The 24024-nt window shown below is 53.5% G+C and carries 21 protein-coding genes; 13 read left to right on the forward strand and 8 right to left on the reverse strand.

Annotation, left to right across the window (positions count from 1 at the left end):
- Window positions 1-211: 211 nt before the first annotated feature.
- On the reverse strand, window positions 212-898 hold the full coding sequence (locus tag TALK_RS09410; protein WP_085618145.1) for a GGDEF domain-containing protein: 687 nt from the start codon (window positions 896-898) through the stop codon (window positions 212-214).
- 152 nt (window positions 899-1050) lie between these two features.
- Between TALK_RS09410 and TALK_RS09415 the strand changes: the two genes are divergently transcribed.
- Entirely contained in the window at window positions 1051-1362 is a 312-nt protein-coding gene (locus TALK_RS09415) for a DUF5818 domain-containing protein (protein ID WP_085618147.1), read from the forward strand.
- Between the two features lie 33 nt (window positions 1363-1395).
- Here TALK_RS09415 and TALK_RS09420 read toward each other — a convergent pair whose 3' ends face one another.
- The 3 genes from TALK_RS09420 to TALK_RS09430 form a co-directional block, all read right to left on the reverse strand.
- Window positions 1396-2169, reverse strand: a complete 774-nt coding sequence (locus tag TALK_RS09420; protein WP_085618149.1) for an SPOR domain-containing protein — start codon at window positions 2167-2169, stop codon at window positions 1396-1398.
- On the reverse strand, window positions 2170-4554 hold the full coding sequence (locus TALK_RS09425) for a Lon protease family protein (protein WP_085618151.1): 2385 nt from the start codon (window positions 4552-4554) through the stop codon (window positions 2170-2172).
- A 284-nt stretch (window positions 4555-4838) separates the two neighbouring features.
- Window positions 4839-6281 (reverse strand): aminotransferase-like domain-containing protein, encoded by a 1443-nt coding sequence (locus TALK_RS09430; RefSeq protein ID WP_085618153.1) that lies wholly within the window; start codon window positions 6279-6281, stop codon window positions 4839-4841.
- A gap of 79 nt (window positions 6282-6360) precedes the next feature.
- On the opposite strand from TALK_RS09430, the gene TALK_RS09435 reads away from it, so the two are divergent.
- From TALK_RS09435 to TALK_RS09480, 10 genes are all read left to right on the forward strand, one after another.
- On the forward strand, window positions 6361-6645 hold the full coding sequence (locus TALK_RS09435; RefSeq protein WP_085618155.1) for a DUF1127 domain-containing protein: 285 nt from the start codon (window positions 6361-6363) through the stop codon (window positions 6643-6645).
- A gap of 114 nt (window positions 6646-6759) precedes the next feature.
- Complete coding sequence (locus TALK_RS09440) at window positions 6760-7728, forward strand: threonine dehydratase (RefSeq protein WP_211274794.1); 969 nt, start codon at window positions 6760-6762, stop codon at window positions 7726-7728.
- A complete protein-coding gene (locus TALK_RS09445; RefSeq protein WP_085618157.1) occupies window positions 7725-9158 on the forward strand; it encodes a pyridoxal phosphate-dependent decarboxylase family protein in 1434 nt (477 codons plus the stop codon). The genes TALK_RS09440 and TALK_RS09445 overlap by 4 nt, the downstream gene beginning before the upstream one ends.
- Window positions 9159-9225: 67 nt before the next feature.
- Window positions 9226-10050, forward strand: coding sequence for a PhzF family phenazine biosynthesis protein (locus TALK_RS09450; RefSeq protein ID WP_085618159.1), 825 nt, complete (start codon window positions 9226-9228; stop codon window positions 10048-10050).
- 280 nt (window positions 10051-10330) lie between these two features.
- Window positions 10331-12202: an SLC13 family permease gene (locus TALK_RS09455; protein ID WP_085618161.1), complete on the forward strand. Its 1872-nt coding sequence runs from the start codon at window positions 10331-10333 to the stop codon at window positions 12200-12202.
- 162 nt (window positions 12203-12364) lie between these two features.
- A complete protein-coding gene (locus TALK_RS09460; RefSeq protein ID WP_085618163.1) occupies window positions 12365-13582 on the forward strand; it encodes a phosphoserine transaminase in 1218 nt (405 codons plus the stop codon).
- Window positions 13583-13724: 142 nt separating this feature from the next.
- Window positions 13725-14891, forward strand: coding sequence for an ATP phosphoribosyltransferase regulatory subunit (locus tag TALK_RS09465; RefSeq protein ID WP_085618165.1), 1167 nt, complete (start codon window positions 13725-13727; stop codon window positions 14889-14891).
- 36 nt (window positions 14892-14927) lie between these two features.
- Complete coding sequence (locus tag TALK_RS09470) at window positions 14928-16223, forward strand: adenylosuccinate synthase (RefSeq protein ID WP_085618167.1); 1296 nt, start codon at window positions 14928-14930, stop codon at window positions 16221-16223.
- Between the two features lie 224 nt (window positions 16224-16447).
- The gene (locus TALK_RS09475; RefSeq protein WP_085618169.1) at window positions 16448-18568 is read left to right on the forward strand and encodes a hypothetical protein; all 2121 of its coding nucleotides are present in this window, start codon (window positions 16448-16450) and stop codon (window positions 18566-18568) included.
- Between the two features lie 10 nt (window positions 18569-18578).
- On the forward strand, window positions 18579-19055 hold the full coding sequence (locus tag TALK_RS09480; RefSeq protein WP_085618171.1) for a hypothetical protein: 477 nt from the start codon (window positions 18579-18581) through the stop codon (window positions 19053-19055).
- Window positions 19056-19153: 98 nt separating this feature from the next.
- Here TALK_RS09480 and rpoH read toward each other — a convergent pair whose 3' ends face one another.
- Together rpoH and TALK_RS09490 are read right to left on the reverse strand one after the other, a co-directional pair.
- Window positions 19154-20020: an RNA polymerase sigma factor RpoH gene (gene rpoH / locus TALK_RS09485; RefSeq protein ID WP_085618172.1), complete on the reverse strand. Its 867-nt coding sequence runs from the start codon at window positions 20018-20020 to the stop codon at window positions 19154-19156.
- 110 nt (window positions 20021-20130) lie between these two features.
- Entirely contained in the window at window positions 20131-21126 is a 996-nt protein-coding gene (locus TALK_RS09490; protein ID WP_342746136.1) for an RluA family pseudouridine synthase, read from the reverse strand.
- 224 nt (window positions 21127-21350) lie between these two features.
- Between TALK_RS09490 and TALK_RS09495 the strand changes: the two genes are divergently transcribed.
- On the forward strand, window positions 21351-21716 hold the full coding sequence (locus TALK_RS09495; protein WP_085618176.1) for a hypothetical protein: 366 nt from the start codon (window positions 21351-21353) through the stop codon (window positions 21714-21716).
- A gap of 26 nt (window positions 21717-21742) precedes the next feature.
- Entirely contained in the window at window positions 21743-22195 is a 453-nt protein-coding gene (locus tag TALK_RS09500; protein ID WP_085618178.1) for a M67 family metallopeptidase, read from the forward strand.
- On the opposite strand, the gene TALK_RS09505 is transcribed toward TALK_RS09500, so the two are convergent.
- Both TALK_RS09505 and TALK_RS09510 read right to left on the reverse strand, forming a co-directional pair.
- On the reverse strand, window positions 22196-23389 hold the full coding sequence (locus TALK_RS09505; protein ID WP_085618180.1) for a glycosyltransferase: 1194 nt from the start codon (window positions 23387-23389) through the stop codon (window positions 22196-22198).
- Window positions 23386-23886 (reverse strand): MarR family winged helix-turn-helix transcriptional regulator, encoded by a 501-nt coding sequence (locus TALK_RS09510; RefSeq protein ID WP_085618182.1) that lies wholly within the window; start codon window positions 23884-23886, stop codon window positions 23386-23388. The genes TALK_RS09505 and TALK_RS09510 overlap by 4 nt, the downstream gene beginning before the upstream one ends.
- Window positions 23887-24024: the final 138 nt, after the last annotated feature.

Below are 24024 nucleotides of genomic sequence, written 5' to 3' on the forward strand. Positions count from 1 at the left end.
CTAGATAACGATCATAGAGGGTAATACGAAGAAAAAGCACGAGAATAAGGAAAAAAATGCGGTCATACCGTGCTTGATGTGACTTCAGTCCGGGGAGGGTGTTTATCGACTGGGCAAAAGGATGAATTGTACAAAAAAAGTGCTTTTTGCCATTCGAAGGGGGCTTTTGATCTGCAGATCTGTATTGAAGAGGGTCTTGCAAGCCTGATCTTCAGGCTGCGTTATGGTTGCTTTCTGTGCGTGATCGCTTGGCATGCTTGTTGGCATACATCGCGCTATCGGCATTTTTCAAAAGCTCGGTCACATCGCTTTGAGCGGTGTAGATGGTAAAGCCAAAGCTGGCCCGTATTGGAAGGCCGGAACCCTGCCAGATTAACGGGAAACGGGCAGTTGCCTTTTCAAGGTCCTGAATGCGCGGTTTGGCAATGTCCGGATTGCTGCCAACCATCAGGATCGCAAATTCATCGCCGCCAAATCGGGCAACAAAATCATCTGCGCGTGTATGGGTCCGAAGGTTTTGTCCGAAATGGCGCAAGACCGCATCACCGGCAGCATGGCCGTGAAAATCATTGATTTCCTTGAAGCCGTCCAGATCGGCAATGACCAGCAATCCACAGTCTTTTTGTCGTGCCGCACGGGAAAGAGCTTCGCGGGTGCGACGCAGGAAACCACGGCGGTTATAAAGCCCGGTCAATTCATCGGTTTCAACAAGCTGTTCAAGCTGGCGAATGCGGTTTTGTTGCTGATCAAGGCGGTCTTGCATATCGCGCGCAAGATCCACGAGTGTCGCAAATGCATCCGTGCTTTCGGTTTCGACCGTCGCACGGGTGTTGGCGTCCGTTCGCGGTTGAAACTCTTCAGCAAGTTTTTTCAGAAGTTCTAGATGCGAGTTGTTCATCTTTGATCTTGTTATCAATGACATTGCTATATGAAACGCGTAGAACGATTAACAAATCCTTTTAAAGCCAATGGCGTTACAACATCCTTAACGACACAAAGAAGGATTTGTGATGACAAAAACCGCACGAGCACGAGCACAGGAGAATGACAATGAAATCCGGATTTAGAACTGTTTCTGGCAAGGTTGCCGCGATCCTGGCTGTCGGCATGTTGCTGTCGGCATGTTCCACGTTTCAGAAAGAGAGTTTCACCCTGACCGGTGTGATTACCGATCAGGGCCGTGAATGCGTGACCTTCCGTTCGGATGACGGCACACTTTATGCGTTGGCCAACAAGGCATCCCGATTCCGTCCGGGGGACAAGGTTCGCGTCACCGGGCATGGTGCCTTGATGACCACTTGTTCCGAGGCGGAAACGCTGATCGTTGATAAAATTGTTCTGCTGGGAGCGGCCGCGAAATAGGAGCTTGGAGCTTCGAAATTTAGGCGCTGAGCCCTAGCGGTTTTTCGCAGCAAAGCAATCCGTGCCGTCAGCCAAAAGCTGGCGGCATTTTGCTTGGGCACTGGTGAAATCGGCAAATCCGCCAAGGCGCAGGCGATGATATGTGCCTTTGGTGCCAAGATCCGCAGTTGAAAGGCTGCGGGGATGGCTTTGGGCAAGGTCGGGATAGCGGACCATGAAGCTGGCCCAATAGGATTGCGCGCTGATTGCGTCGTGAAACGCACCCAGTTGGATGATGTAATTGCTACCGGTTTCTGGCGCGATATATCCGGGGTTTGTTTCTGCTTTTGTTTCTGTGCCAATCATTGGACGTGCCGTGGCAGTTGAAATCGGTTGGGCGGATGTTTTTTGCACGACGGTTTTGGGTGTTGCTGATTTGGTTGTCGATCTGACCTGTGGCGCGCGCCGGATGCCTTGTTTTTCCAAACGATATTGTTCGGCAAGACTGGGCAGGTCGACGTCTTCAATTGATATGGGGTGATCCGGGATGGTGCCGGGCAGCAGACTTAGCGGTTGATTGATCGGTGATGCACCACTGGCATGAACCGGAAGATCGTTTGGAATGGCATCCACACCCGATGGCATCATCCTTGTCGCCGGGATTGATTTGCCCGTTGTGTGGCTGCTGGACTGGGCATTGCCAGTATCGGCGGTAGACAAAAGAAAAAAACCGGCAGCAAGACATCCCGCGGATGTTCTGAGCACATATCCCCAGCATCGTTTGCTGGGGAAAATGCTTTGGGAGGATTGCATTGCTGCCGGGGTCATTTATTGCTCCGACCAGGCCGGAAAGGCATGACGATCGCGCAGGATGCGATCATTCTTTCTAAGTCTTTCCATCGCCTTGCCATAGACGCTGTCGTCCGGGTATTGACCATCCGGGTGATCGCCGCATGGTTTACCGCTTAGCAATTCGATGGCGTCGTTGATATGTTCAACCGTCCAGATGTTGAATTTTCCTTGGCGGATGGCCTGAACGACTTCTTCGCGCAGGACAACATTTTCCGCATTCGCCAGCGGGATGATGACCCCCTGATCGCCGGTAAATCCTTGATCGGCACAAATGCGATAGAAGCCTTCAATTTTGTGCGAAACCCCGCCAACTGGCTGGGCTTGGCCAAATTGGTTCATCGATCCGGTGACGCCAATATTTTGTCGCATCGGGATGTTCGAGATCGCGGATATGATGGCACAAAGTTCGGCCATGGACGCAGAATCACCTTCGATGCCGCCATAGTTTTGTTCAAAGGTGACATTGCAGGCAAACGATATCGGGAAATCCTGCGCAAAGCGTGATTTCAGGAAACCTTCGATGGTCATGACCGATTTTTGCTGTAATGGGCCAGACATATCGACCATGCGTTCGATATTCAGAACGCCCAGATTGCCGACATAGGACCGGGCCGAAACGCGTGCGGGCAGGCCAAAGGCATGATCACCGTAATCAAGCACCGTCAAGGCGTTAACTTGGCCGGCAACCGCGCCAAAGCTATCAATCAGGATTTCACGGCGTTGGACCCGTTCATGGGATCGGTCTTCAAGGCGGCTGTTACGGTGACGGCGTTCTTCGATGGCGCGTCGAACATCGGCCGCACGGATGGTTTCGCGGTTTTCAGACTTTGCCAGTGCACCGGCTTCAATCGCGACGTCTTCGACCCGTTCGATCTGGGCGGTCAGTTTGTCGCGTTCACCGGCCCAGCGGGCGGCTTGCCCCAGCAATTGCCGGATCGCCCCATTATCAAGTGTGATGCCGGTCCGATCCAAAGCCGAACTGCGCAAAAGTCCGGTGTAAACGGAAATATTGCGTCCAACGGCGGGCATATCGGCATCAATATCGGCCTTGACCCGAAAATGGTTGCGGAAATCCACATCCAGCGAGAAGAAGGTATAATAATATTTCGGCGCGCCAACGATGACGACCTTGACGTCTAGCGGGATCGGGCGTGGTTCCGGTGCGCCGGCGGTTGGTGGGCCTGATTTATGGGTTTCCTCGATGCGGATTTCACGGTCACGAAGGGCTGCTTTGAGGAAAGCCCAGCTGTCTTCATGTTCAACCAGTGATTCTGCGCGCAATACCAGAACCCCGCCATTGGCGCGGTGCAATGCGCCCGGTTTGATCAGGCTGAAATGCGGATGCATGCCACCTGCCAGCGGGCGGTATTGGATTTGGCCAAACAGGTTATCGTAACTGGGGCTTGGTTCCAAAACGACATCGGGGTGTTTGTCGCGCGAATGATCAATCAGAAGATTGACGGCATATCTGTCATCAACGGTTTCGGGCATTTTGCCATCGCCGCTATCGATGGTGGGCTGATCGCTGTCTTCTTCAAAGGCATCGATATTATCAAGGATGTCTTTTTCCAGCGCCTCGAACCATGCTTTCAGGCCCGGGGCGGTGAATTTATCACGGATTTTACGAATACGGGGTTTCAGTACAACCTTGGCCGCACTGCGCCGCAAGGCATCAAGCGTATCGGCAATCTGTTCTTCAAGGTCGCGGGTCGACAGTAATGTTTTGCGGGCTTCCTCGGCGACGTCTTCAAAGGCGTCTTCGGCTTCGCTGCGGCGCTCCTTGGGGATTTCATCAAGTGAAACCGGTTCGCCTTCTTCGTTCAGCGCGACAATCATCACGCCTTTTTCGTTTTCCTGCACATCCAGACCGTGCTTGCGGGCATATTCGCGCAAGGCATCGAACTTTTCACGCAACTGTGTGCGGGCTTCTTCGGTCTGGGATTGTGTTTCGGTCAAATGGGTCGGGGCATTAAAGGCCGATGCAAATGCCTCGCGCAGGTGGGAAATAAGGGTTTCCATCGCGTCGGCCAATTTGGTGCCTTCGCCGCTTGCCAGTGCATAGGGACGGGGTTTATTCGACCGTGAAAAGTTGTTCAGGTAAACCCAATCCTGCGGGGCGGGGCGTTCTTCCATCGCCTTTTTCAGGTAATCAAGCGTTGCGGTCATGCGACCGGCGCGATCAAGACCAAGCACGAAAATGTTAAAGCCAGGCTCTGACATTGACAGGCCGAATTTCAAAGCTTCGGCCGCGCGATAATGCGATGAAAACGCGAATATTTCGGGGGTTTGGTCTTTCTGTGGGCTGCGAATCCGGAAGTGGGGGAAGCCACAATCATCAGCGTCGAGGCGGGAAACTGGCATTTGCTGTCTTTCTGCTGCCCAAAAGGATGCGGCGGGTCTTTAAATTGACCCCGAAATCATATCTTGGAAGCAATGGGACAGGGTGGTCAAGGGCTGGTTGGGGAATTTGCTGCATCGCGTTCAATACAGGCCCGTTCCAAGTTCAGTCAGGGCGTGCATATCGCCCGAACCGCAATACTTTTGGGTGATCTTTCGCCCGCGGGATGGGGGCATTGTGAGAAGGAATAGCGGCGACTTTTGCCGCCGCTATGATCGTCGCAATTACAGTCAAATCGTGATGGGGGTTACATCACAGCCGTATTGCCAAATTCGCTGGATTGCAAAAGTCTTTCGACGATCTGAACCCCCTGACGCAACCGTTCCGATGACTTTTCCGCCCCGAAACAAAGGCGCAGTCCGCGCGGTGGCGGGCCAACCGAAAACTGTTGTGCTGCGGTCAGAAGAACGCCGTTATTGGCCGCGTTCATGACCAGTTCACTTGGATCGATATGGTTCGGCAGGCCCAGCCAGATGTGATAATTGGTCGGATGGAAACGGACGTCATATCCCTTGAGCGTCCCAAGGATGATCGAAAGTCGTCTTGCAGCCTCTTCACGGTGCCAGGCTTCGTAACGTTTAAGGCTGCCGTCTTCGATCAGGCGCGACACCAGTTCCAGATTGATTGACGATACCATCCAGCAGGTTGATCGAATTGCGCTGGCAAGTTTGGCAATCATTTCACTTGGCGCATGGATATATCCGATGCGAAGACCGCCGCCGATGCTTTTTGAAACGCCGTCAAGATAGATGCTGCGCTCCGGGGCAAAGCAAGAAAGCGGGGGCGGGGCATCAGGATCAAGGAAATGATAGATACCGTCTTCGATCAGCAGTAGATCATATTTCCGCAAAATTTCCGCAATTTCTATGCGGCGTTGCTGGCTCATGGTGCTGCAAAGCGGGTTGTGCAGGGTCGGCATCAAATAAATCGCACGCGGGCTTTGGGTGCGGCACAGGTTTTCAAGCATTTCGGGGATGATGCCGTCATCGTCCATTGCAACACCGCGCAGACGAAATTGCAGTAAATTGGCAAGGCTGCGCAGATTGGGATAGGTCAGTTCTTCGCATAGAACCAAATCGCCGGGGCGGATGCTTGCCAACAGCGATACGGTCATGCCGTGCTGAACACCGGCCGTTGGCAAAACCCGTTCGGGATTGTCATCAAGCCCCAATGCACCGGCCATGGACGCCAATGCCCGCCGATGGTTGGCCATGCCATATTCCGACTTGTATGTGATCATGTCGTTTAAGGGCGTGCATTTGGCAACATCGATCAGGACGTTGCGAATGTGATCTTCTTGCGGGGGGACCGGACAATTCATGCGGAAATTGATCGGGCCAATGTTGTCGTCATCGTCATTGGCCGTTTTATCGGTCATTTTCCCGATATTATTACTGAAATGGCCGGGGGCGGGCACGGTAACCGCCATATCCAGATCATTTTGCAAAACACCCGACACATAGGTGCCACGTCCGACTTCACCCGCCACAAGGCCCAGTCTTTCGGCTTCGCGATAGGATCGCGTAATCGTGCCGACCGTAACACCCAGATGATAGGCAAGGTCGCGATGGGTGGGAAGACGGTCGCCGGGTTTAAGGGACCCGTCATCGACCGAATTGCGAATGGCATGTGCGATCTGTTTATAAACAGGGCCGCTGCCGCCTTTGAGGGTTGGAAGCCATATTGTCATGGTGACAATGTTTAAATTGACATGGTGACAATGTCAATGACAAAACAAAATCGCTACAATCAATCGACAGGAGGACGCGATGGTAAATTGTAACGATACAATCCGGGTTTCCGATCTAAACATCAAAGGAAACGCACAGGTGAATACCGAGGGCGCCGTAAAGGCGATGACTTGGCGTTCAGCTGTTGCCGGCATCGCGATTTTTCTGGCCGAGGCTCTGTGTGTCTGGCAAGAAAAGGCCCGTAATCGCAGGATGTTGGAAAAGCTTGACGACAACCTTTTGAAGGATGTCGGGATGACGCGATCCGATCTGGATCGGGAATTGTCAAAGCCGTTCTGGACAGGGTTCCCCCCGCGCAACTAAACCAAAGTTGCGCCGAACGGAGGTTCACGCTCCCTCGTGCCTCCGTTCGACCTCTGTCTTTGAATTGTATCGATAATTTTCTTGTATTGTACCGATTTTTTCGAAAGGGTGACAATGTCGCTGTTTTCCATTGCCGAACTTCGTGAAGCTGCGGATTATGTTCATGAATATGTGCCGCCGACGCCGACAATTAATTGGCCGTTGCTGGATCGTGCGACCGGATTGTCCCTTTATGTCAAACATGAAAATCATACCCGGCTTGGTGCGTTTAAAATTCGGGGTGGGCTGACATTTTGCCGGTATTTGAAAAGTTCGTTTGATACCGTTGTCGGGATCATAAGTGCTACGCGGGGCAATCATGGGCAAAGTTTGGCGCATGCGGCAAGGTTGGCCGGGATTTCGGCGACCATTATCGTGCCGCATGGTAATTCTGCGGAAAAGAATGCTGCTATGCGTGCCTGGGGTGCCGAAGTTATTGAGCATGGTGATGATTTTCAGGACGCGGCCGAATATGCCGCCAGGCAAGCTGTGGCCAAAAATCTTGTTATGGTTCCGCCGTTTCATCCCGAACTTGTGCGTGGTGTTGCGTCCTATGGTTTGGAACTGTTTGATGCTGTCAAAAATCTGGACCGCATTTATGTGCCAGTCGGCATGGGATCCGGCATCTGTTCATTGATTACGGTGCGCGATGCGTTGGGGCTTGATACCGAAATTATTGGTGTTGTCGCAACTGGTGCGGATGCGGTGCTGCAATCGTTCCGTGCCGGGCATGTGATTGAAACGGCTGTTGCCAAAACCTTTGCGGATGGGGTGGCATGCCGTTGTCCTGATCCTGCCGCGTTTCAGATCATCCTTAAGGGCGCATCCGATATTGTTGCCGTAAGTGACGAACAGATTCGCGATGCGATGTGTCTGTATTTCAGTTCCTGTCACACGCTTGCCGAAGGGGCCGGTGCGGCTTCTCTTGCTGCGGCGATTGCAGATCGGGATCGCAATATCGGCAAGAAGATCGCGGTCATTCTGACTGGTGCCAATATTGATCGGGCCGATTATGCCCGCGTTCTGAACGGAGACCTTCCATGAGCCGCCCTTCAAATCGTGCCGAACGCAGCCCCACTGTGACATCGGCACGTCATCTGATGTTTGATGATCTTGAACAGCTTGGCGATATTCTGGCTGTGGCCAGTGATATCACCCGTGAATTCGTTCAGGGTGCTGATGACATGGATGTGACCTGCCGCGATTTTTCTGCCTTTGATCCCTTGCGCCCAATGCCAGGGCAGGGTCGCGGTGCGCTTGATGCGTTGCGGGCAGCGAAGGAAGAAATTCTGCCGTTGCTCGCCGCATCAATCGGTCCTCGTTATCTGGGGTTTGTCACCGGGGGAACCACCCCTGCGGCCCTGGTTGGGGATTGGTTGACCGGTGCAATTGATCAGAATGCGACAGGCCCGGAAGGCAGCGTCACCGCCGCCGTTGAAGAACAGGTTATTCATTGGCTTTGCGATATGGGCGGTTTGCCGCGCGGGCGTTTTGACGGTGTTTTAACCACCGGGGCGACGGTTTCGAACCTTTTGGGGCTGGTTGCCGGGCGGCAATGGTGCGGGCAACAGATTGGCGTTGATGTCGATGCCGATGGTGCCGGGGCCTTGCCGGGTTTCGAAATTTTTGCCGCCAGTCCGCATGCCAGCATGATCAAGGATTTGTCGATTACCGGAATTGGCCGCAATAATTTTACCAAGGTTGCGACCAAGCCGGGAACCGAAGAAACCGATATTGCCGATCTTAAAAACCGGCTTGCGGCCAGTACGTCCAAGGCCAAACTGGTGATTGCCTCGGCCGGGACTGTTAACGCCACTGATTTTGATAATCTGGTTGCGATTGCCGATTTGTGTGCAGCCTTTGGGGCTTGGCTGCATGTTGATGCGGCCTTTGGTATGTTTGCTGCGCTGGATGACCGGCGTGCTCATTTGCTGTCCGGCCTTGATCGGGCTGATTCAATTACATCTGATGGGCATAAATGGCTGAACGTCCCCTATGACTGCGGCATTTTCCTGACCCGTCATATCAATGTGTTGGAAACCAGTTGCCGGGCGTTTGCGCCGTATCTGCAGACCGAGGCGGTTGGCAATATGTATATCAATCGCGGGGTGGAAAATTCCCGCCGGTTCCGCGCCTTGCCATTGTGGATGGCCATGAGGGCCTATGGTCGTGATGGTTTTACCGATATTGTCCGGGCCAATTGCGATCAGGCATCTGATCTGGCCGATTGGATCCGTGATCATGACAGGCTTGAACTGCTGGCGGATCCGAAACTTAACGTCACGATGTTTGCCGGGCCGGGCAGTGATGATGACAATCGGGCATTGTTGTCGCGGATGAATGCGACTGGCAAACTGTTCATGACGCCAACTGTTTATGGCGGGCGGTTCGGCTTCCGTGCGGCGTTCAGCAATTGGCGCATGCGGGATCACGATCTGGAAATCATCAAGGACACCATCGACAGCGTACTTTGAATGCGCCGTCTGCGAATTGTGGCCTAAAATTTTACGAGAACAAACATTCAGGATTGGTTGACTGACGATGACAACATTTCCGATCTATCAGATTGATGCCTTTGCCGACCGGATGTTTGCCGGTAACCCCGCCGCGGTTGTCCCGCTGGATGGCTGGTTGCCCGATATCGTGATGCAAAACATTGCGATGGAAAACAACCTGTCGGAAACGGCGTTTATTGTGCGATGTGACCCGGCAACAGACGGGGCCGAATTTCACATCCGATGGTTCACGCCAACGGTCGAGGTGCCGCTTTGCGGGCACGCGACATTGGCCAGTTCCTTTGTGATTTTCAATATCCTTGGTTTTGATGGTGATCTTGTTCGCCTTCAAAGCGAAAGCGGCATCCTGACAGCGCGCCGTGACGGTGACGCGATTGTTTTGAATTTCCCCAAGCAACCGATTGTTGCCGAAGATATCCCGGCAACAGTTACCGCCGCCCTGACCGATGCCAAGCCGAGCGCGACTTTTCGGGTTGCCAGTCGCGATACCGATTTTGTGGCCGTTTACGATCATGCTTCGGTGGTGCGGGATATGGTTCCTGACATGTCGGTACTTGGCACGTTGGCGGAGCGCGGGGTGATTGTGACCGCGCCGGGCGATAAGCCCGGCATCGATATGGTATCGCGTTATTTTGTACCAGCCTTTGGAATTGATGAGGACCCGGTCACCGGTTACATGCACTGCGTTGTTGCGCCGTATTGGGCGGAATATAGCGGGAAAGCCAATGTGGTCGGTTATCAGGCATCAAAACGTGGCGGCATCATTGATTGTACGGTTGATGGGGACCGCGTTCATTTGAAAGGCAATGCTGTTTTGTACCTGAAGGGCGAAATTTATCTGGCGGATTAGTCGCAGGTTACCTTGCGATGAACTAGACTGATCGATGGCGGGCAGGGCGCAACACTGTCCGCCATTTTTTTGTCCGGATCGTTGGTTTCGGGTCTTTTAAGCCGGTGATGTCATCGACATATAATCAGAGGCACCACGTTTGCGCGTTTGATTTTTATTGACCTCTGACGGGGGCTTTCGTCTAAGTAAGTATAAAATACGACTTACGGGGACTGGACGGGCGGTGCAACATGCCTGCCGGAACCTCGTGTCAAAGCGCTGTTGCAGGGGAAGATGGATCGTGATCGAAAGTGTTGTCGCCAGTTCTGCGACGCCATTACAGATGTGGGTGGTCCTGGCGCTGGTCGCCGGGTCGCTGGTTCTGTACGGGTTGGAGCGTATATCGCTTGAACTGACCAGCATGGCGCTTGTCGCTGTGTTGCTGCTTTTCTTCAATTTCTTCCCGTTGCCCGATGCGGATGGCAATAATCTGCTTGGCGCCGGGGCCTTGATGTCCGGCTTTGCCAACCCGGCCCTGTTGACGGTGTTGTCATTGCTGGTGGTCGGGCAGGGCATGGTCCTGACTGGCGGGGTGAGCTATATCGCCGGTCTGATTACGGAACATGGCGGTAAAAACGCGTCTCTGTCGATCTTTGTCGGCCTGTTTGTTGTGATGTTGTTGTCGGCATTCCTGAACAACACCCCGGTTGTGGTTATCTTTATTCCAATCATTCAGGCGCTGGCCGAACGTATTCAGCGTTCGCCAAGTGCGCTGATGATACCGCTGTCATATGTGGCGATTTTGGGCGGTATGACGACCCTGATCGGGTCATCAACCAACCTTTTGGTATCAAGCTCGCTGATTGAACTTGGCATGCCAGCCATGGAATTCTTTGAATTTACCGTGATTGGCAGTGTGCTGGCACTTGTCGGCTTTATCTATGTTCTGTTTATCGCGCCGCATTTGTTACCTGCGCTGGCGTCAATGAGCAGCAAACTTGCCAATCCAGATAGCAGTGGCAAACAGTTTATCGCCCAGATTACGGTTGGCCCGGCATCACAGATGATCGGGACCCGTCCGGTCGCCGGTTTCTTTAAAAACCTGCCCAATATCACGATCCAGATGATTGTCCGGCGCGAACATGCCGATTTGCCGCCGTTTGACGAGGATATGGAAATTCAGGCTGGCGATGTTTTGGTCGTTGCTGCCACGCGCAAGGCTCTGACTGAAGCCCTGCAAAAAGACGTTGGTTTGCTGCATGCCGAGGCTGCTAACGTTCAAGACGGGAGCGATGAGATACGTCGAAAATCAACCCAGCTTCTGGCCGAAGTTATGTTGCCGCCTGGGTCGCGATTGATCGGGTTCAACCTTGAACAGATTGGTTTCCGATATCAGTACAAGTGTCTTGTGTTGGGGATTCAGCGTCGTTCGCGCATGATCCGAACCCAGATGACAGAAATCCGGCTTGAAGCCGGGGATGTTCTGTTGGTAAAGGGGCGTTCCGAAGATGTCGAAGCATTGCGCACCATTCGCGATGTGGTTCTTTTGGAATGGTCGACGCGTACTTTGCCGCGCCCGTTTCATGCGCGCCGTGCGGCGACGATTTTCCTTGGTGTGATTGCGGTGGCCGCGACCGGCCTTGTGCCGATCATGATATCAAGTTTTATCGGGGCGGCATTGATGATTGCCTCGGGCGCACTTAACGTGCGTCAGGCATCGCGTGCGATTGACCGCAAGATCGTTTTGCTGGTTGCTGCGGCGCTTGCGCTTGGCAATGCGTTGCAATTGACCGGCGGGGCGGAATTCGTTGCGGATCAATTACTGGCCGCGACACGCGGGGCACCCGCCCCTGTGATCCTGTCGCTGTTCTTCCTGATTGTGGCGGTGTTTACCAATGTTCTGTCAAACAATGCCTGTGCGGTGTTGTTTACACCGATCGGGATTGGCATGGCGCAAAGTCTTGGGGTTCAACCCCATATCTTTGCCATCGCGGTGGTGATGGCGGCAAACTGTTCGTTTGCATCGCCGGTCGGTTATCAGACCAACCTTCTGGTCATGGGGCCGGGGCATTATCGATTTGTTGATTTCCTGCGTGCAGGGACGCCGTTGATTATCATTTTGTGGCTGGCTTTCAGCTTCTTTGCTCCCTGGTATTATGACATTCCATTCTAAGCCCTGACCCCGGTTGCCGTGCGGACGGATCTGCCATGCAAATACGGGCAGTTCTGTTGCATCGAAGGCGTTTGACTTTTATGCGTACCGCAATAGGATCGGGCTTCGTTTTTGACGCAGGATGGCGTGCCAGCGCTATTCGATAATCTCAGGAATATGCCGATGGCCCAGAATGCCACTGTGAACGCCTCTGTAACTGCTAATTCCAATGACGCCTTTGCCAAGCCGAACCTTCGCCCGGAAAGCCCGAATTTTTCATCAGGCCCGTGCAAGAAACGTCCGGGCTGGTCGGCGGACGCGCTTGATACCCGCGTTCTGGGGCGGTCACATCGTTCCAAATTTGGCAAAGCACGCATGGAAGAGGTCATTGACCGTTCACGTGCTGTTTTGAACCTGCCTGATGATTATCTGCTTGGCGTTGTTCCGGCATCCGATACCGGTGCGGTTGAAATGGCGCTTTGGTCGATGTTGGGGCCGCGCGGTGTTGATATGCTGGCATGGGAAAGCTTTGGATCGCTGTGGGTCACGGATGTGCTTAAGCAGCTTAATCTTCCCGATGTGCGGGTGATGGAAGCCGATTATGGCAAATTGCCCGATCTTGGGGCGGTTGATTTTGATCACGATGTGGTTTTCACCTGGAACGGCACGACGGCCGGTGTGCGTGTGCCCAATGGTGACTGGATCGCAGATGACCGCAAGGGGCTGACCATTTGCGATGCGACATCGGCAATCTTTGCCATGGAACTGCCTTGGGACAAGCTCGACGTTGTGACCTATAGCTGGCAGAAAGTTTTGGGTGGCGAGGGTGGTCACGGCATCATTATCCTAAGCCCGCGTGCGGTTGAACGCCTTGAAAGTCACACACCGGCTTGGCCAATGCCGAAAATTTTCCGCATGACCAAGGGGGGTAAGTTGATCGACGGTATTTTCCGCGGCGAAACTATCAATACCCCGTCGATGCTGGTGGTTGAAGATGCGATTGATGCCCTGAAATGGGCCGAGGGCATTGGCGGGCTTGAGGGGCTTTTGAAACGCACGCGTCAGAATCGCGCCTATCTTGACGCCTGGTTGGCGGATAGCGATTGGGCGGCGGATCTGGCTGATACGCCTGAAACCGCATCAAATACGTCGATGTGCATCAAGATCATCGACCCATGGGCGTTGTCTTTGCCCGCTGAAAAGCAGGCTGCATTGCCCAAACGGATTTCGCAGATCCTTGAAGCCGAAGAAATCGCCATGGATATTAATGGCTATCGCGATGCGCCTCCGGGGCTTCGGATTTGGGGCGGCGCGACGGTGGAACCCAGTGATGTCAAGGCGTTGCTGCCATGGCTTGATTGGGCATATGCGACGGTTAAAGCCGAAATTCAGGCTGATTGATCTGGATTTTGTACGTATTATTTGCGTCTGCGGGGGTTTTCCCGTTGCCCTGTCCGGAACAAAGCGGTAGTAACCGCTACCGGATATATAGTCAGGCACGACCTGAACCGATTTTGCGCGCCTCGTCCGGAAAGCACACATAATGACCGAACTTGCCAGGAAAGCTCTTTTGCCCGCCGGCCTTCAGGATGTTCTGCCTGGAACCGCTGCACGGGAAGCTGACATCCGTGAAAAACTGATGAGCAGTTTCGCACATGCGGGCTATGACCGGGTTAAAACACCGCTGGTCGAATTTGAAGAAAGCCTTCTGGAAGGTGCGGCCCCCGAACTTGCCACACAGACCTTCCGCCTGATGGACCCGGTATCGCACCGGATGATGGGCATTCGTTCCGATATGACCCCGCAAGTGGGCCGTATTGCTGCAACCCGTTTGGGGGATGCGCCGCGTCCGCTTCGTTTGTCCTATTCCGGCGATGTCCTGCGTATTCAGGGTACCCAGTTGCGCCCCGAACGCCAGTTTGCCCAGGTCGGTGCCGAATTGATCGGCGTTTCCAGTGCGGCGGCTGATACCGAGATTGTTTTGCTGGCACTTGAGGCGCTGGAACATGTCGGTCTTGCCGATGTGTCAGTCGATTTGAATTTGCCGACCTTGCCGGTGCGCCTGTTTGATGCATTTGGTGTGACGTCCGACGATCGCGAAACCCTGATCCGGGCGCTTGAACATCGTGATGTTGCGGCTGTCAAAGCTGTGAGTGGCAATGTTACGGACGTCTTTGTTGCCTTGCTTGAGGCCGCCGGTCCGGCGCATACGGCATTGCCGAAACTTAAAAAGCTGGAACTGCCGCTTGGTGCGTCTGAAGAATTGCACCGTCTGGTCGAGGTTGCCGAACGCATTCTGGCATCCGACCTTGATGCGGCCTTGACGATTGATCCGGTTGAAATGGCCGGTTTCCGATATCAGACCGGTGTCAGCTTTACCCTGTTTGCCAAACATGTTCGTGGTGAACTTGGCCGCGGTGGTCGTTACCGCGCGGGCGGTTCAAGTGGCGAAGCCGCAACCGGCATGTCGCTGTTTATGGATACCATTCTGCGCGGTCTTGCAGATATCGCACCGGTTGAACGGGTTTATCTGCCGCTGGGCACGCCACAGCGCGAAGCCCGTAAGCTGCGTAAAGATGGTCATTATACTGTGGCTGCCCTTGAAGGTGCAGCCGAGGCTAAAACCGAAGATGCGGCGCGCAACGAAGCACGTCGTATGGGATGCAGTTTTATTTACCTCGGCGGCCAGGTTGTGCCGCTGGGTGCGTAACCCAAAATCATTTCTTATCGCGCAAGGAGTTTTGCGATGACCAATGTTGCCGTGATCGGTTCCCAGTGGGGGGACGAAGGAAAAGGCAAGATCGTCGATTGGCTGTCCGAACGGGCAGACGTCGTAGTGCGTTTCCAGGGCGGTCATAACGCCGGTCATACTTTGGTGATCGACGGAACTGTCTATAAGCTTAGCCTGTTGCCGTCTGGTATTGTTCGCAAGAACAAGCTGTCTGTGATTGGCAATGGTGTTGTTGTCGATCCCTGGGCGCTTTTGGCCGAGATCGAGCGCCTGAAAGCACAGGGCGTTGATATTACCCCGGACAATTTGCGTTTGGCCGAAAATGCCTGCCTGATTTTGCCGCTGCATGGCAATCTGGACAAGGCCCGAGAAGCGGCTGCGACCGGGAATAACAAAATCGGTACGACGGGTCGTGGTATTGGCCCGGCATACGAAGACCGCGTTGGTCGTCGCGGAATCCGGGTTGGCGATCTGGCGGATGCCGAACTTCTTGAAGCCAAAGTCGAAAACCTTTTGACCCATCACAACGCGCTGCTGCGTGGTCTGGGCCAGCCGGAAGTCGATGGTGCGGAACTGCTTGAACAGCTTAAAGAAATCGCGCCGAAAATCCTGCCGTTCTCGGACACTGTCTGGAAATCTTTGAATCAGTTCAAAGAAGCCGGTCAGCGTATCCTGTTCGAAGGCGCACAGGGCACGATGCTTGATGTTGACCATGGCACGTATCCGTTCGTGACCTCGTCCAATACTGTTTCGGGGCAGGCTGCGGCCGGTTCGGGCATGGGGCCGTCGGCTGTGGGCTATGTTCTGGGCATTACCAAGGCCTATACCACGCGTGTCGGCGAAGGTCCGTTCCCGTCTGAACTGTTTGATGCAGATGGCGAACGTCTTGGCGAGCGCGGTCATGAATTTGGTGTGGTCACCGGGCGTAAACGCCGTTGTGGCTGGTTTGATGCTGCCCTTGTCCGTCAGTCGGTCAAGGTCAATGGCATTACCGGTATTGCCCTGACCAAACTTGACGTTCTGGATGGCTTTGACGAAATCAAGATTTGCACCGGTTATGATATCGACGGCAAAATCTATGATCACCTGCCGGCCAATCAGCGTTTGCAGGCGAAAGCCAAGCCAATTTACGAAACCATCGAAGGCTGGTCAGATACCACGATGGGGGCGCGAAGCTGGGCTGATCTTCCGGCTGCTGCCATCAAATATGTCCGCCGTATCGAGGAACTGATCGAAGCACCGGTTGCGTTGCTGTCGACCAGCCCGGAACGTGATGACACCATCCTGGTTCATGACCCGTTCAGCGCCTAGGTGCCCGGTTCGTTGAAATGTTTAAAGCCATCGGTAAATCCGGTGGCTTTTTTCGTTACAGATTAATGATTTGGCCTGTATTGACCTTGCGTATGGCACGGATAACGGCTTGCCCCGTTTTGCTATCGGCAGTATCGTTTCCCGATATCCGAGGGTGCGACGAACTTGATTTCCAGGCAGGAATGTCGATACGCGCATCCTCCAACTAAGAAAAATCGGGACCCATGGCACAAGAAGCGGAAAAGCAGAAACAGGATGTTTCCGACGGCGCTGATGATCGTGACGCGGCAACTGCTGCGCCGTCAGCAGATGATGCCGACGAGGGGCAGGGCAAAGAAGGCCCGCCACCCGGTGGTGGTCGTCATGTCGAGATTGGCAATTTTCGTGTCTTTTCTGATCTGCCGCTTCCCGAATTTGATATGGGGAACTGCAAGGCCTATACCGCAGACAATCTGCGCCGCGATGATGGTGGTGCATTTGCCCTTGTTGCTGATCCGGCCATTCCAACCCGTTATGATATGTTGCGCTTTTTGACGGGAATTCATCTTGGTGGCCAGATTGACCTTCTGGATTATGAAATTGCCCATTGGCCGCTTTTCGACCGCAAGACAATGGTGCTTTTCTATGCAAAGCCGGGGGGCGGGCGCGTTGTGGTGCCGGGCGAAAAGCAGCGCAAAATTGACGAACATGATTTTGCCAAGGTCGTTGTCGAGCCGCTGATGAGTGTCATGCAGGCGGTCGCCGACAAAAGCCTTACACATCGCAATATTCGTGCCGATAACCTGTTCTTTGCCGACCCGATGGGGGAAAAGGTTGTCCTCGGTGATTGCTGTTGTGCTCCGGCTGGCTTTAATCAACCGATTGTTTATGAAACGGCGTCGCGCATGACGGCCGATCCTGCGGGGCGTGGATTGGGATCGGTGCTGGACGATCTGTATGCGCTGGGGATGACGATTGCAGCACTTGGGGTTGGTCATACCCCGCTTGAAAAGTTGAGCGAACAGGACATTATCGATTTGAAACTGGCCAAAGGATCATTTCAGGCGGTTGTTGCGCATGAAAAATTGCCTTTGATCCTGATAGAGCCCGTTCGGGGCCTTTTATGTGATGATCCCGACGAAAGATGGGGTTTTGCCGAGCTTAATGCCTGGATTGACGGGCGCCGGGCAAAGCCGGTGCAGTCCAATACCGAACGCCGTGCTGCCAGATCGCAAAATATTTCGGGTAAGGATTATTATACCGCGCGGGCCTTGGCACAGGGGATTTCCAAAAACTGGGTCAATTCACTTGCGCCGCTGCGTGATGGCTCGGTCGAGATTTGGCTGCGCCGTGGTCTTGCCGATAATGAACGTGCAAAGTATATGTCCGAAGCAATCCGGCAGATGCAGTGGGCCGGGGCGGATAAACGTGCGGCCGAAGACGTTTTGATTTCCAAGTCGATCATTATTCTCGACCCGACCGGTGCAATCCGCTTCAAGGGATTTGCCGCCATGGTCGATGGCCTTGGCAGTATGTTGTCTTATGATGTGCAACATGGTCGCGGGCCGCAACGTTTTGCCGATGTGGTTGTACGCGATGTTCCGTCATTTTGGTTTGGGCAGCAGGGGGGATTTTCCCCGGATGTCCAAAAGCTGCAGCAAGTGTATAAAAACTTGCGCTATTATGTGAAGCAGCAAAGTGCCGGTTACGGTTATGAGCGTTGTCTGTATGCGATGGTACGCAATCAGCATTGCCTTAGCCCGATGATTGAACATGACTATATTGTCGATATCAGTCAGCTTCTTCCGGCTTTGGAAAAAGTTGCCGAACATATCAGTGATGATAGTTGGCCAGTCGACCGCCATATTGCAGCTTTTATTGCGTCCCGGCTTGAAGATGATGTCGAAGCACAGCTTGTTGCATTGCAAAACCCGTCAGATGAAGTCGAATACAGCCGGGCCATCATCAGCATGCTGGCCCTTGTTCAATGGCGTCATGGTCCCGATAACTTGCATCATCTGTCGCATTGGGTTGCGCGATTGATGGAACCGGCGGTCAAGGTGTTCCACAGTAAGGCCCGTCGTGAACGGGTCGAGGCTGAAATCCCGAAACTGGCCAAGCGCGGTAATCTGGTTGAACTTTACAATCTGATCAATGACGAGCAGGAACGCCGAAAAGACCAGACAGAATTCATTTCTGCGGTCGAAGAATATTCCGAAGCTGAAAGCGAAGTTTTTGATCTTGAATCATCGGGACCCGCGCGTCTTGAACTTGCGGAAAAAGTCGGTCAGCAGGCAGCGGCCTTTGCCTCGACCATGATTGCATTGCTGACGGTGTCAGCAATGTTTTTGATGCATATCTGGTAGGGGCAGGAAAATGTCGAAACGATCTGGTGGAACCAGAAAGAAAAGCGCATTTTCCGGTTTGTCGGTGGTGGTATCGGCCGTGCTTTTGTTCATGGTGGCATTGCCGACTTTCATCACGCTGACGGTTGGATTGTTGCCATCGATGATGGCATTCATGTTTGACCGGACTCAGGGGCGCACGATGGCGCGGTGTATTTTCGGGCTGAATTTTTCGGGTGTTGCCCCCTATATCCTGGAACTTTGGCAACAGGGCGAACAAACTGTTGGCGCAGCCACGCAACAAATTTTTCAACCGGTCGCGCTTTCAATCATGTATGGCGCGGCAGGTTTGGGATGGCTTTTGTTTTTGGCAATGCCGCCGATTGTTGCCAATGTTCTGAACCTCTCAGCGCAGCGCCGTGTTTCAGAATTGCGCAAATCCCAGCGTGATTTGATCAAAACCTGGGGCGATAGCCTGATCAAGGAAATCGACCGTTCCGGAAGCTAATCACCTTTGGCGGGGCTTCCCGGTTCAGGCATAAAAAAAGACGGCGGACAATTTGTCCGCCGCAGTTCGTTCATTGAAGGAAGTAAGTTGGGGGGGAATTACATTGGCAAATCGGTATGAATTGATTTGCGAACTTTTTCAAAGGCACGAACTTCGATCTGGCGAATACGCTCTCGCGAAATTCCATAAGCCACGCTGAGGTTCTCAAGCGTTACAGGTGAATCAAGCAAGCGGCGCTGTGTCAGAATGTCGCGTTCACGTGCATTAAGATGCGACATCGCGCTTTTCAGCATATTCATGCGCATAAGGAATTCCTCGCGCTTGCCATAAGTGACTTCCTGATCTTCGTCTTCGCTTTCGATCCAGTCGAGCCATTCTCCGTCGCCGTCAATCCGCACTGGTGCGTTTAACGAATGATCCGGTCCCGCCAAGCGGCGATTCATCATGACCACGTCGTCTTCGGAAACTTTGAGCTTGGTTGCAATAATCTCAACCTGTTCTGGCTGCAAGTCGCCTTCATCAATCGCCTGCATCTGGCTTTTGAGTTTGCGAAGATTAAAGAACAATTTCTTCTGGGAGGCAGTCGTACCCATTTTCACCAAAGACCATGAATGCAAGATGTATTCCTGGATCGCAGCGCGGATCCACCACATTGCATAGGTCGCAAGGCGAAAGCCCTTGTCCGGATCAAAACGTTTGACCGATTGAAGCAAGCCGACATTGCCCTCAGAGATCAATTCGTTGATCGGCAATCCATAGCCGCGATAGCTCATGGCGATTTTTGCAACAAGCCGCAAATGGCTGGTGATCATCTTTTCTGCGGCAGAAGCATCGTCATTGTCGCGGTAAGAGTACGCAAACGTCGTTTCCTGTACAGGCGTAAGCATGGGGTAACGGCGAATACGCTGCAAATAGACTGTCAAGCCATCCTTGGAGATGGTTGGAATTGCATTTCCCTGTTTCATTGAAGCCTCCCGTTACGCTTCGTAATGGTGCGGTTTAGTCTTGTGCACCTATCGAAGGGTATACGGGAGTATTAGATGACGTCAATAATTTTTTGACCATATCGTCTAGGTCAAGCTATACCGATGGGTAGGTCAAGGCAGGTTATGACCTGCTGTAGGTCGAGGGGAATTGGGGCTTTGGTCAGGACGTAGTCGCCTGTTTTTGGGTGCAAAAACCCCAGTGTTCTGGCATGTAGTGCCTGTTTTTCAAACCCATTCAGAATATCGTGCACCTGCGGGTTGAATTTTGATGTGAGACGATTGCCTCCGTAGACCGGATCACAAACAAGTGAGTGCCCAATATGGGTCATATGTACCCGAATTTGGTGTGTTCTACCGGTTGCCAGGCGGCACTCAATCAACGATGCCAACGAGTCGTCGCGTCTTGCCAAAACCTTGTAATGTGTTAGTGCCGGTTTTCCGCCATTTCGCAGCACTGCCATCTTCTTGCGGCTGCGCGGGCTGCGGCCAATGTTGCCTTCGATATTGCCTTCGCATTGGCGTGGGACGCCCCAAACAACCGCGATATAGGCGCGTTCGATATTTTCCTTATCTTCGGAAAACAGTGTTGAAAGTGCACGATGTGTCGCATCATTCTTGGCAACAACCATTGCGCCGCTGGTGTCTTTGTCCAGTCGATGCACGATCCCGGGGCGTTTTACGCCACCAATCCCCGAAAGGCTGTCACCGCAATGTGCCAGCAAGGCATTGACCAATGTGCCGCTTTGATTGCCTGCAGCCGGATGAACGACCATACCCGCCGCTTTGTTGATCACCAGAAGGTCGTCGTCTTCATAAAGAATATCGAGTGCAATTTCTTCGGCGATCGGGTCTGCCGGGACCGCAGGCGGAATTGCCAATGTAAAGCGATCACCTGTCTTGACCTTGTGCGACATTTTGGTGATTTGGGTGCCATTCAACATCAAATGCCCGTCTTCGATCAGGTTTTTGATGCGTGATCGCGACTGTTCAGGCCAGGCGTTTGCCAGAATCTTGTCGAGCCGCGCCCCCCCATCCTCGCGGGTTGCGATATATTTAAGATGGTCCGGGTTGGTCCCGCTATGCATATTCATGTCTGCTATTGTTATCTGCTGTTATACGCTTTGGATCGGGCGATGCGTGTTGTCTGGCGGTTTTAATCGCTTGCCAGTGAAATGCAAACACGCTTTGCGAACTTGCAATTGTACGCTCTTGTCGCTATGGCCTTCAATGCTACCTTATCGGGCTTGCTAACCGCGATAGCGTGGCGCAAGACGGGGCTTTTGATCAACCCAGTTCAATTGGAAATGTAATGCGCGCTATCAAGATTTTGGTTGCTTTCATGGGGGTGCTGATCATCGCAGGCGTCGCACTTGTGGGGTATGGTGTCTCGCGTCAGGATAATGCGGTGATTGTGTCAGATGACGCAAAGTTGTCGGCCCCAATTGCCGGGCTGGCTGAACTACAGGCGACGCGTGCCATGACGGTGGGGGACCAGCTTGCCCCGTTTGGCACAATCGATGTGAAATTGGCGCCAGGTGAAACGCTGGTTGATTTTGCCCGTAACGGGGCAGAGGCCACATTGCGTCTTGAAGGGCGGCACGGCAGCCGTCTGGTGATTGTGTCCTTGCGCGACGGTTCTGTTCTTGGCCAGATCCGGATGGTGGATCCCCAATAATACCTGTTTGATGTAACGGTGGTCAGATGAACCAAGCCGGGCATGTCATAAAATTTCCAGCCGACATACTGATCGCCATCGCCGATCAGGCCGCAACGACATGGCCCGAGGAATGTTGCGGCCTTTTGATCGCCGATGCCGGGAGCCCGGATGTGATTTGCCGGTTTGTCGGTTCTGATAATGTCGCCGCAGACCGACAAAAGACCTTTGAAATTGATCCGCATGTCCTGATTGCGACCCATCGTTCGGTACGTGCCACGGGCGAGGCCATTGTCGGATGTTTTCATTCCCATCCCAATGGGGATTGCAGCCCGTCGAAAACTGATCTGTCACGTGCCGAAGAAGCCGGTTTTCTGTGGCTGATTGTGGCAACAGGTGAGCGTGGTGTTATTGATTATGCGATGTATCGGCGGATGCCAACGGCCTTAACCGACACAGGTGTGCGCCATTTTCAATCATGCACGATTGTTAAAACCTGATCAGCGTTTTGCCAGTCGTTCGATCAGGCCGGTTTGCCTTTCCAGACAGTGTTGAAGCGCAAAGTTCTGTGTGATCGTTCGGCGCGCTATTTGACGCATTGCGCGCAATTTTTCTGGTTGTGCGATGGTTTCGGCCATCAGCTTGGCAAGCTGATCCTCATCCCGGAAACCGCATAAAAGGCCGTTTTTACCATGGCGAATGACGTCCCGGCACGGGCCGGTGTCAGATGCAATCAGGGGGGCACCACATGCCATTGCTTCAAGAACCGACCATGACAGGACGAACGGATATGTCAGATAGACATGTGCGGCACTGATTTGAAACAGCCGGATCAGTTGGTCATGCGGAATTTGCCCCAGGAATGTGATGCGGGCCGGGTTCATGCCGGTTTCGGTCATCATGGCATCACGCCATTTTTGTCCGTCGCTGCGCGGTATGCCGTAACTGACACCATCCCCGCCCGCGACCACAAAGGTCACATGCGGGTTTTGGCGTGAAAGTTTGGCGGCTGCGCGCATGAATTGGGGAAAGCCGCGATAGGGTTCCAGATCACGTGCGACATAGGTGATAACCGGGTCGCCCTGTCGCAGGACACGGCCATCCGGCAATGTTAGTTTTGCCTTGTCATCGGGGCGACAGCGATGGATATCGATCCCGTCATGGCAAACGCCGATCTTGTTGCGAAAACATTCCGGAAAGGCCGATTTTTGCCATGATGTGGGGCTGATGCCAGCATCAATGGTTTCCAGTGTTGAGATTTGTGCACTGTTGCGCAGACGAAGCTGGGTGCGTTTGGCAAGGGTAATGGTTTCGCCCGGGTCGAAACCGACGTCGCGTCCCTCGGCGTGATAGAAATGCTCGCAATAGCCAACCAAGGGCGTGTTGCGCACAACATCGCGGGCAAATAGCATGCTGCCCCATCCGATATGTCCGTAAATGATATCAGGTGGGCCTTCCTGTGTGACCAGCGCGTCAAGCGTAGTTGCGGCTTGCATGCCGATCTGTTGGTGATACTGCGGAAACGGGATGGCGGGTGGGGGCGGTGTTACCCGCTGGCGCAGGATGCGAATGCCCGGAAGCTGTACGTTCATGGCTTCGCACAGAAAGGACACCTGCCATCCGGCATTCGCCAGATGGCAGGCAAGGTGAACGAACTGTCCCGGCCCATGACGATGGACAAAGACAATTCTCATCGGCGACTGCGCATCTCGTGTGTCATCACGGTACTCGTGACCGGGACGCCGCCATAGCGAAGTGTCTGTGTCCAGAATTCCTCGAGCCGCCGTAATGTACGAAGGGCGGTTTCCATTTCCTGCTGATCCTGAAGATCATTGGTTAGCGCATTGTGGTATTCCTCGTGGAACTCATGCAGGGCCTCGCAAAGTTCGTGGCCCTTGCGTGTCAGCTTTAATCTTGCCGACCGTCGATCCCGGGCCATGACATGTCGTTCGACATAGCCCGATTCAGTCAGTTGTTTAAGATTATAGGATGCGTTCGATCCCATATAGTGGCCGCGATCCAGAAGATCACGTACCGAAAGTTCATCGTCGCCGATGGTGAACAGCAACGCGACTTGTGCGGGGCTGATGTCATCTTTGCCGAGTCGAATTAGATCCACACGAAGTAGATCTGCAAACCGCCGATAAATGCGTTCGACGGTGTTTGCAAGTTCAAGATGAGTGACGGTCATGTTGTTCGATCCGTTATCTGTTCCCAAGCGATAGTTGATGCTGCGATGTTAAACGCAGCAGTTCTTTCGTGTGGGGAAGATAACAGGACGTTGCTCTTGAACGATTTTTCCACACGTCCAATTCTTCCCTCAGTTTGC

The organism is Thalassospira alkalitolerans (assembly GCF_002115745.1).
Lineage (GTDB): Bacteria > Pseudomonadota > Alphaproteobacteria > Rhodospirillales > Thalassospiraceae > Thalassospira > Thalassospira alkalitolerans.

Excerpts from the sequence above, each read along its gene's own strand:
- TALK_RS09410 (WP_085618145.1), bottom strand. The coding sequence starts at position 898 with ATGAACAACTCGCATCTAGAACTTCTGAAAAAACTTGCTGAAGAGTTT.
- TALK_RS09415 (WP_085618147.1), top strand. The coding sequence starts at position 1,051 with ATGAAATCCGGATTTAGAACTGTTTCTGGCAAGGTTGCCGCGATCCTG.
- TALK_RS09420 (WP_085618149.1), bottom strand. The coding sequence starts at position 2,169 with ATGACCCCGGCAGCAATGCAATCCTCCCAAAGCATTTTCCCCAGCAAA.
- TALK_RS09425 (WP_085618151.1), bottom strand. The coding sequence starts at position 4,554 with ATGCCAGTTTCCCGCCTCGACGCTGATGATTGTGGCTTCCCCCACTTC.
- TALK_RS09430 (WP_085618153.1), bottom strand. The coding sequence starts at position 6,281 with ATGACAATATGGCTTCCAACCCTCAAAGGCGGCAGCGGCCCTGTTTAT.
- TALK_RS09435 (WP_085618155.1), top strand. The coding sequence starts at position 6,361 with ATGGTAAATTGTAACGATACAATCCGGGTTTCCGATCTAAACATCAAA.
- TALK_RS09440 (WP_211274794.1), top strand. The coding sequence starts at position 6,760 with ATGTCGCTGTTTTCCATTGCCGAACTTCGTGAAGCTGCGGATTATGTT.
- TALK_RS09445 (WP_085618157.1), top strand. The coding sequence starts at position 7,725 with ATGAGCCGCCCTTCAAATCGTGCCGAACGCAGCCCCACTGTGACATCG.
- TALK_RS09450 (WP_085618159.1), top strand. The coding sequence starts at position 9,226 with ATGACAACATTTCCGATCTATCAGATTGATGCCTTTGCCGACCGGATG.
- TALK_RS09460 (WP_085618163.1), top strand. The coding sequence starts at position 12,365 with ATGGCCCAGAATGCCACTGTGAACGCCTCTGTAACTGCTAATTCCAAT.
- TALK_RS09465 (WP_085618165.1), top strand. The coding sequence starts at position 13,725 with ATGACCGAACTTGCCAGGAAAGCTCTTTTGCCCGCCGGCCTTCAGGAT.
- TALK_RS09470 (WP_085618167.1), top strand. The coding sequence starts at position 14,928 with ATGACCAATGTTGCCGTGATCGGTTCCCAGTGGGGGGACGAAGGAAAA.
- TALK_RS09475 (WP_085618169.1), top strand. The coding sequence starts at position 16,448 with ATGGCACAAGAAGCGGAAAAGCAGAAACAGGATGTTTCCGACGGCGCT.
- TALK_RS09480 (WP_085618171.1), top strand. The coding sequence starts at position 18,579 with ATGTCGAAACGATCTGGTGGAACCAGAAAGAAAAGCGCATTTTCCGGT.
- rpoH (WP_085618172.1), bottom strand. The coding sequence starts at position 20,020 with ATGAAACAGGGAAATGCAATTCCAACCATCTCCAAGGATGGCTTGACA.
- TALK_RS09490 (WP_342746136.1), bottom strand. The coding sequence starts at position 21,126 with ATGCATAGCGGGACCAACCCGGACCATCTTAAATATATCGCAACCCGC.
- TALK_RS09495 (WP_085618176.1), top strand. The coding sequence starts at position 21,351 with ATGCGCGCTATCAAGATTTTGGTTGCTTTCATGGGGGTGCTGATCATC.
- TALK_RS09500 (WP_085618178.1), top strand. The coding sequence starts at position 21,743 with ATGAACCAAGCCGGGCATGTCATAAAATTTCCAGCCGACATACTGATC.
- TALK_RS09505 (WP_085618180.1), bottom strand. The coding sequence starts at position 23,389 with ATGAGAATTGTCTTTGTCCATCGTCATGGGCCGGGACAGTTCGTTCAC.
- TALK_RS09510 (WP_085618182.1), bottom strand. The coding sequence starts at position 23,886 with ATGACCGTCACTCATCTTGAACTTGCAAACACCGTCGAACGCATTTAT.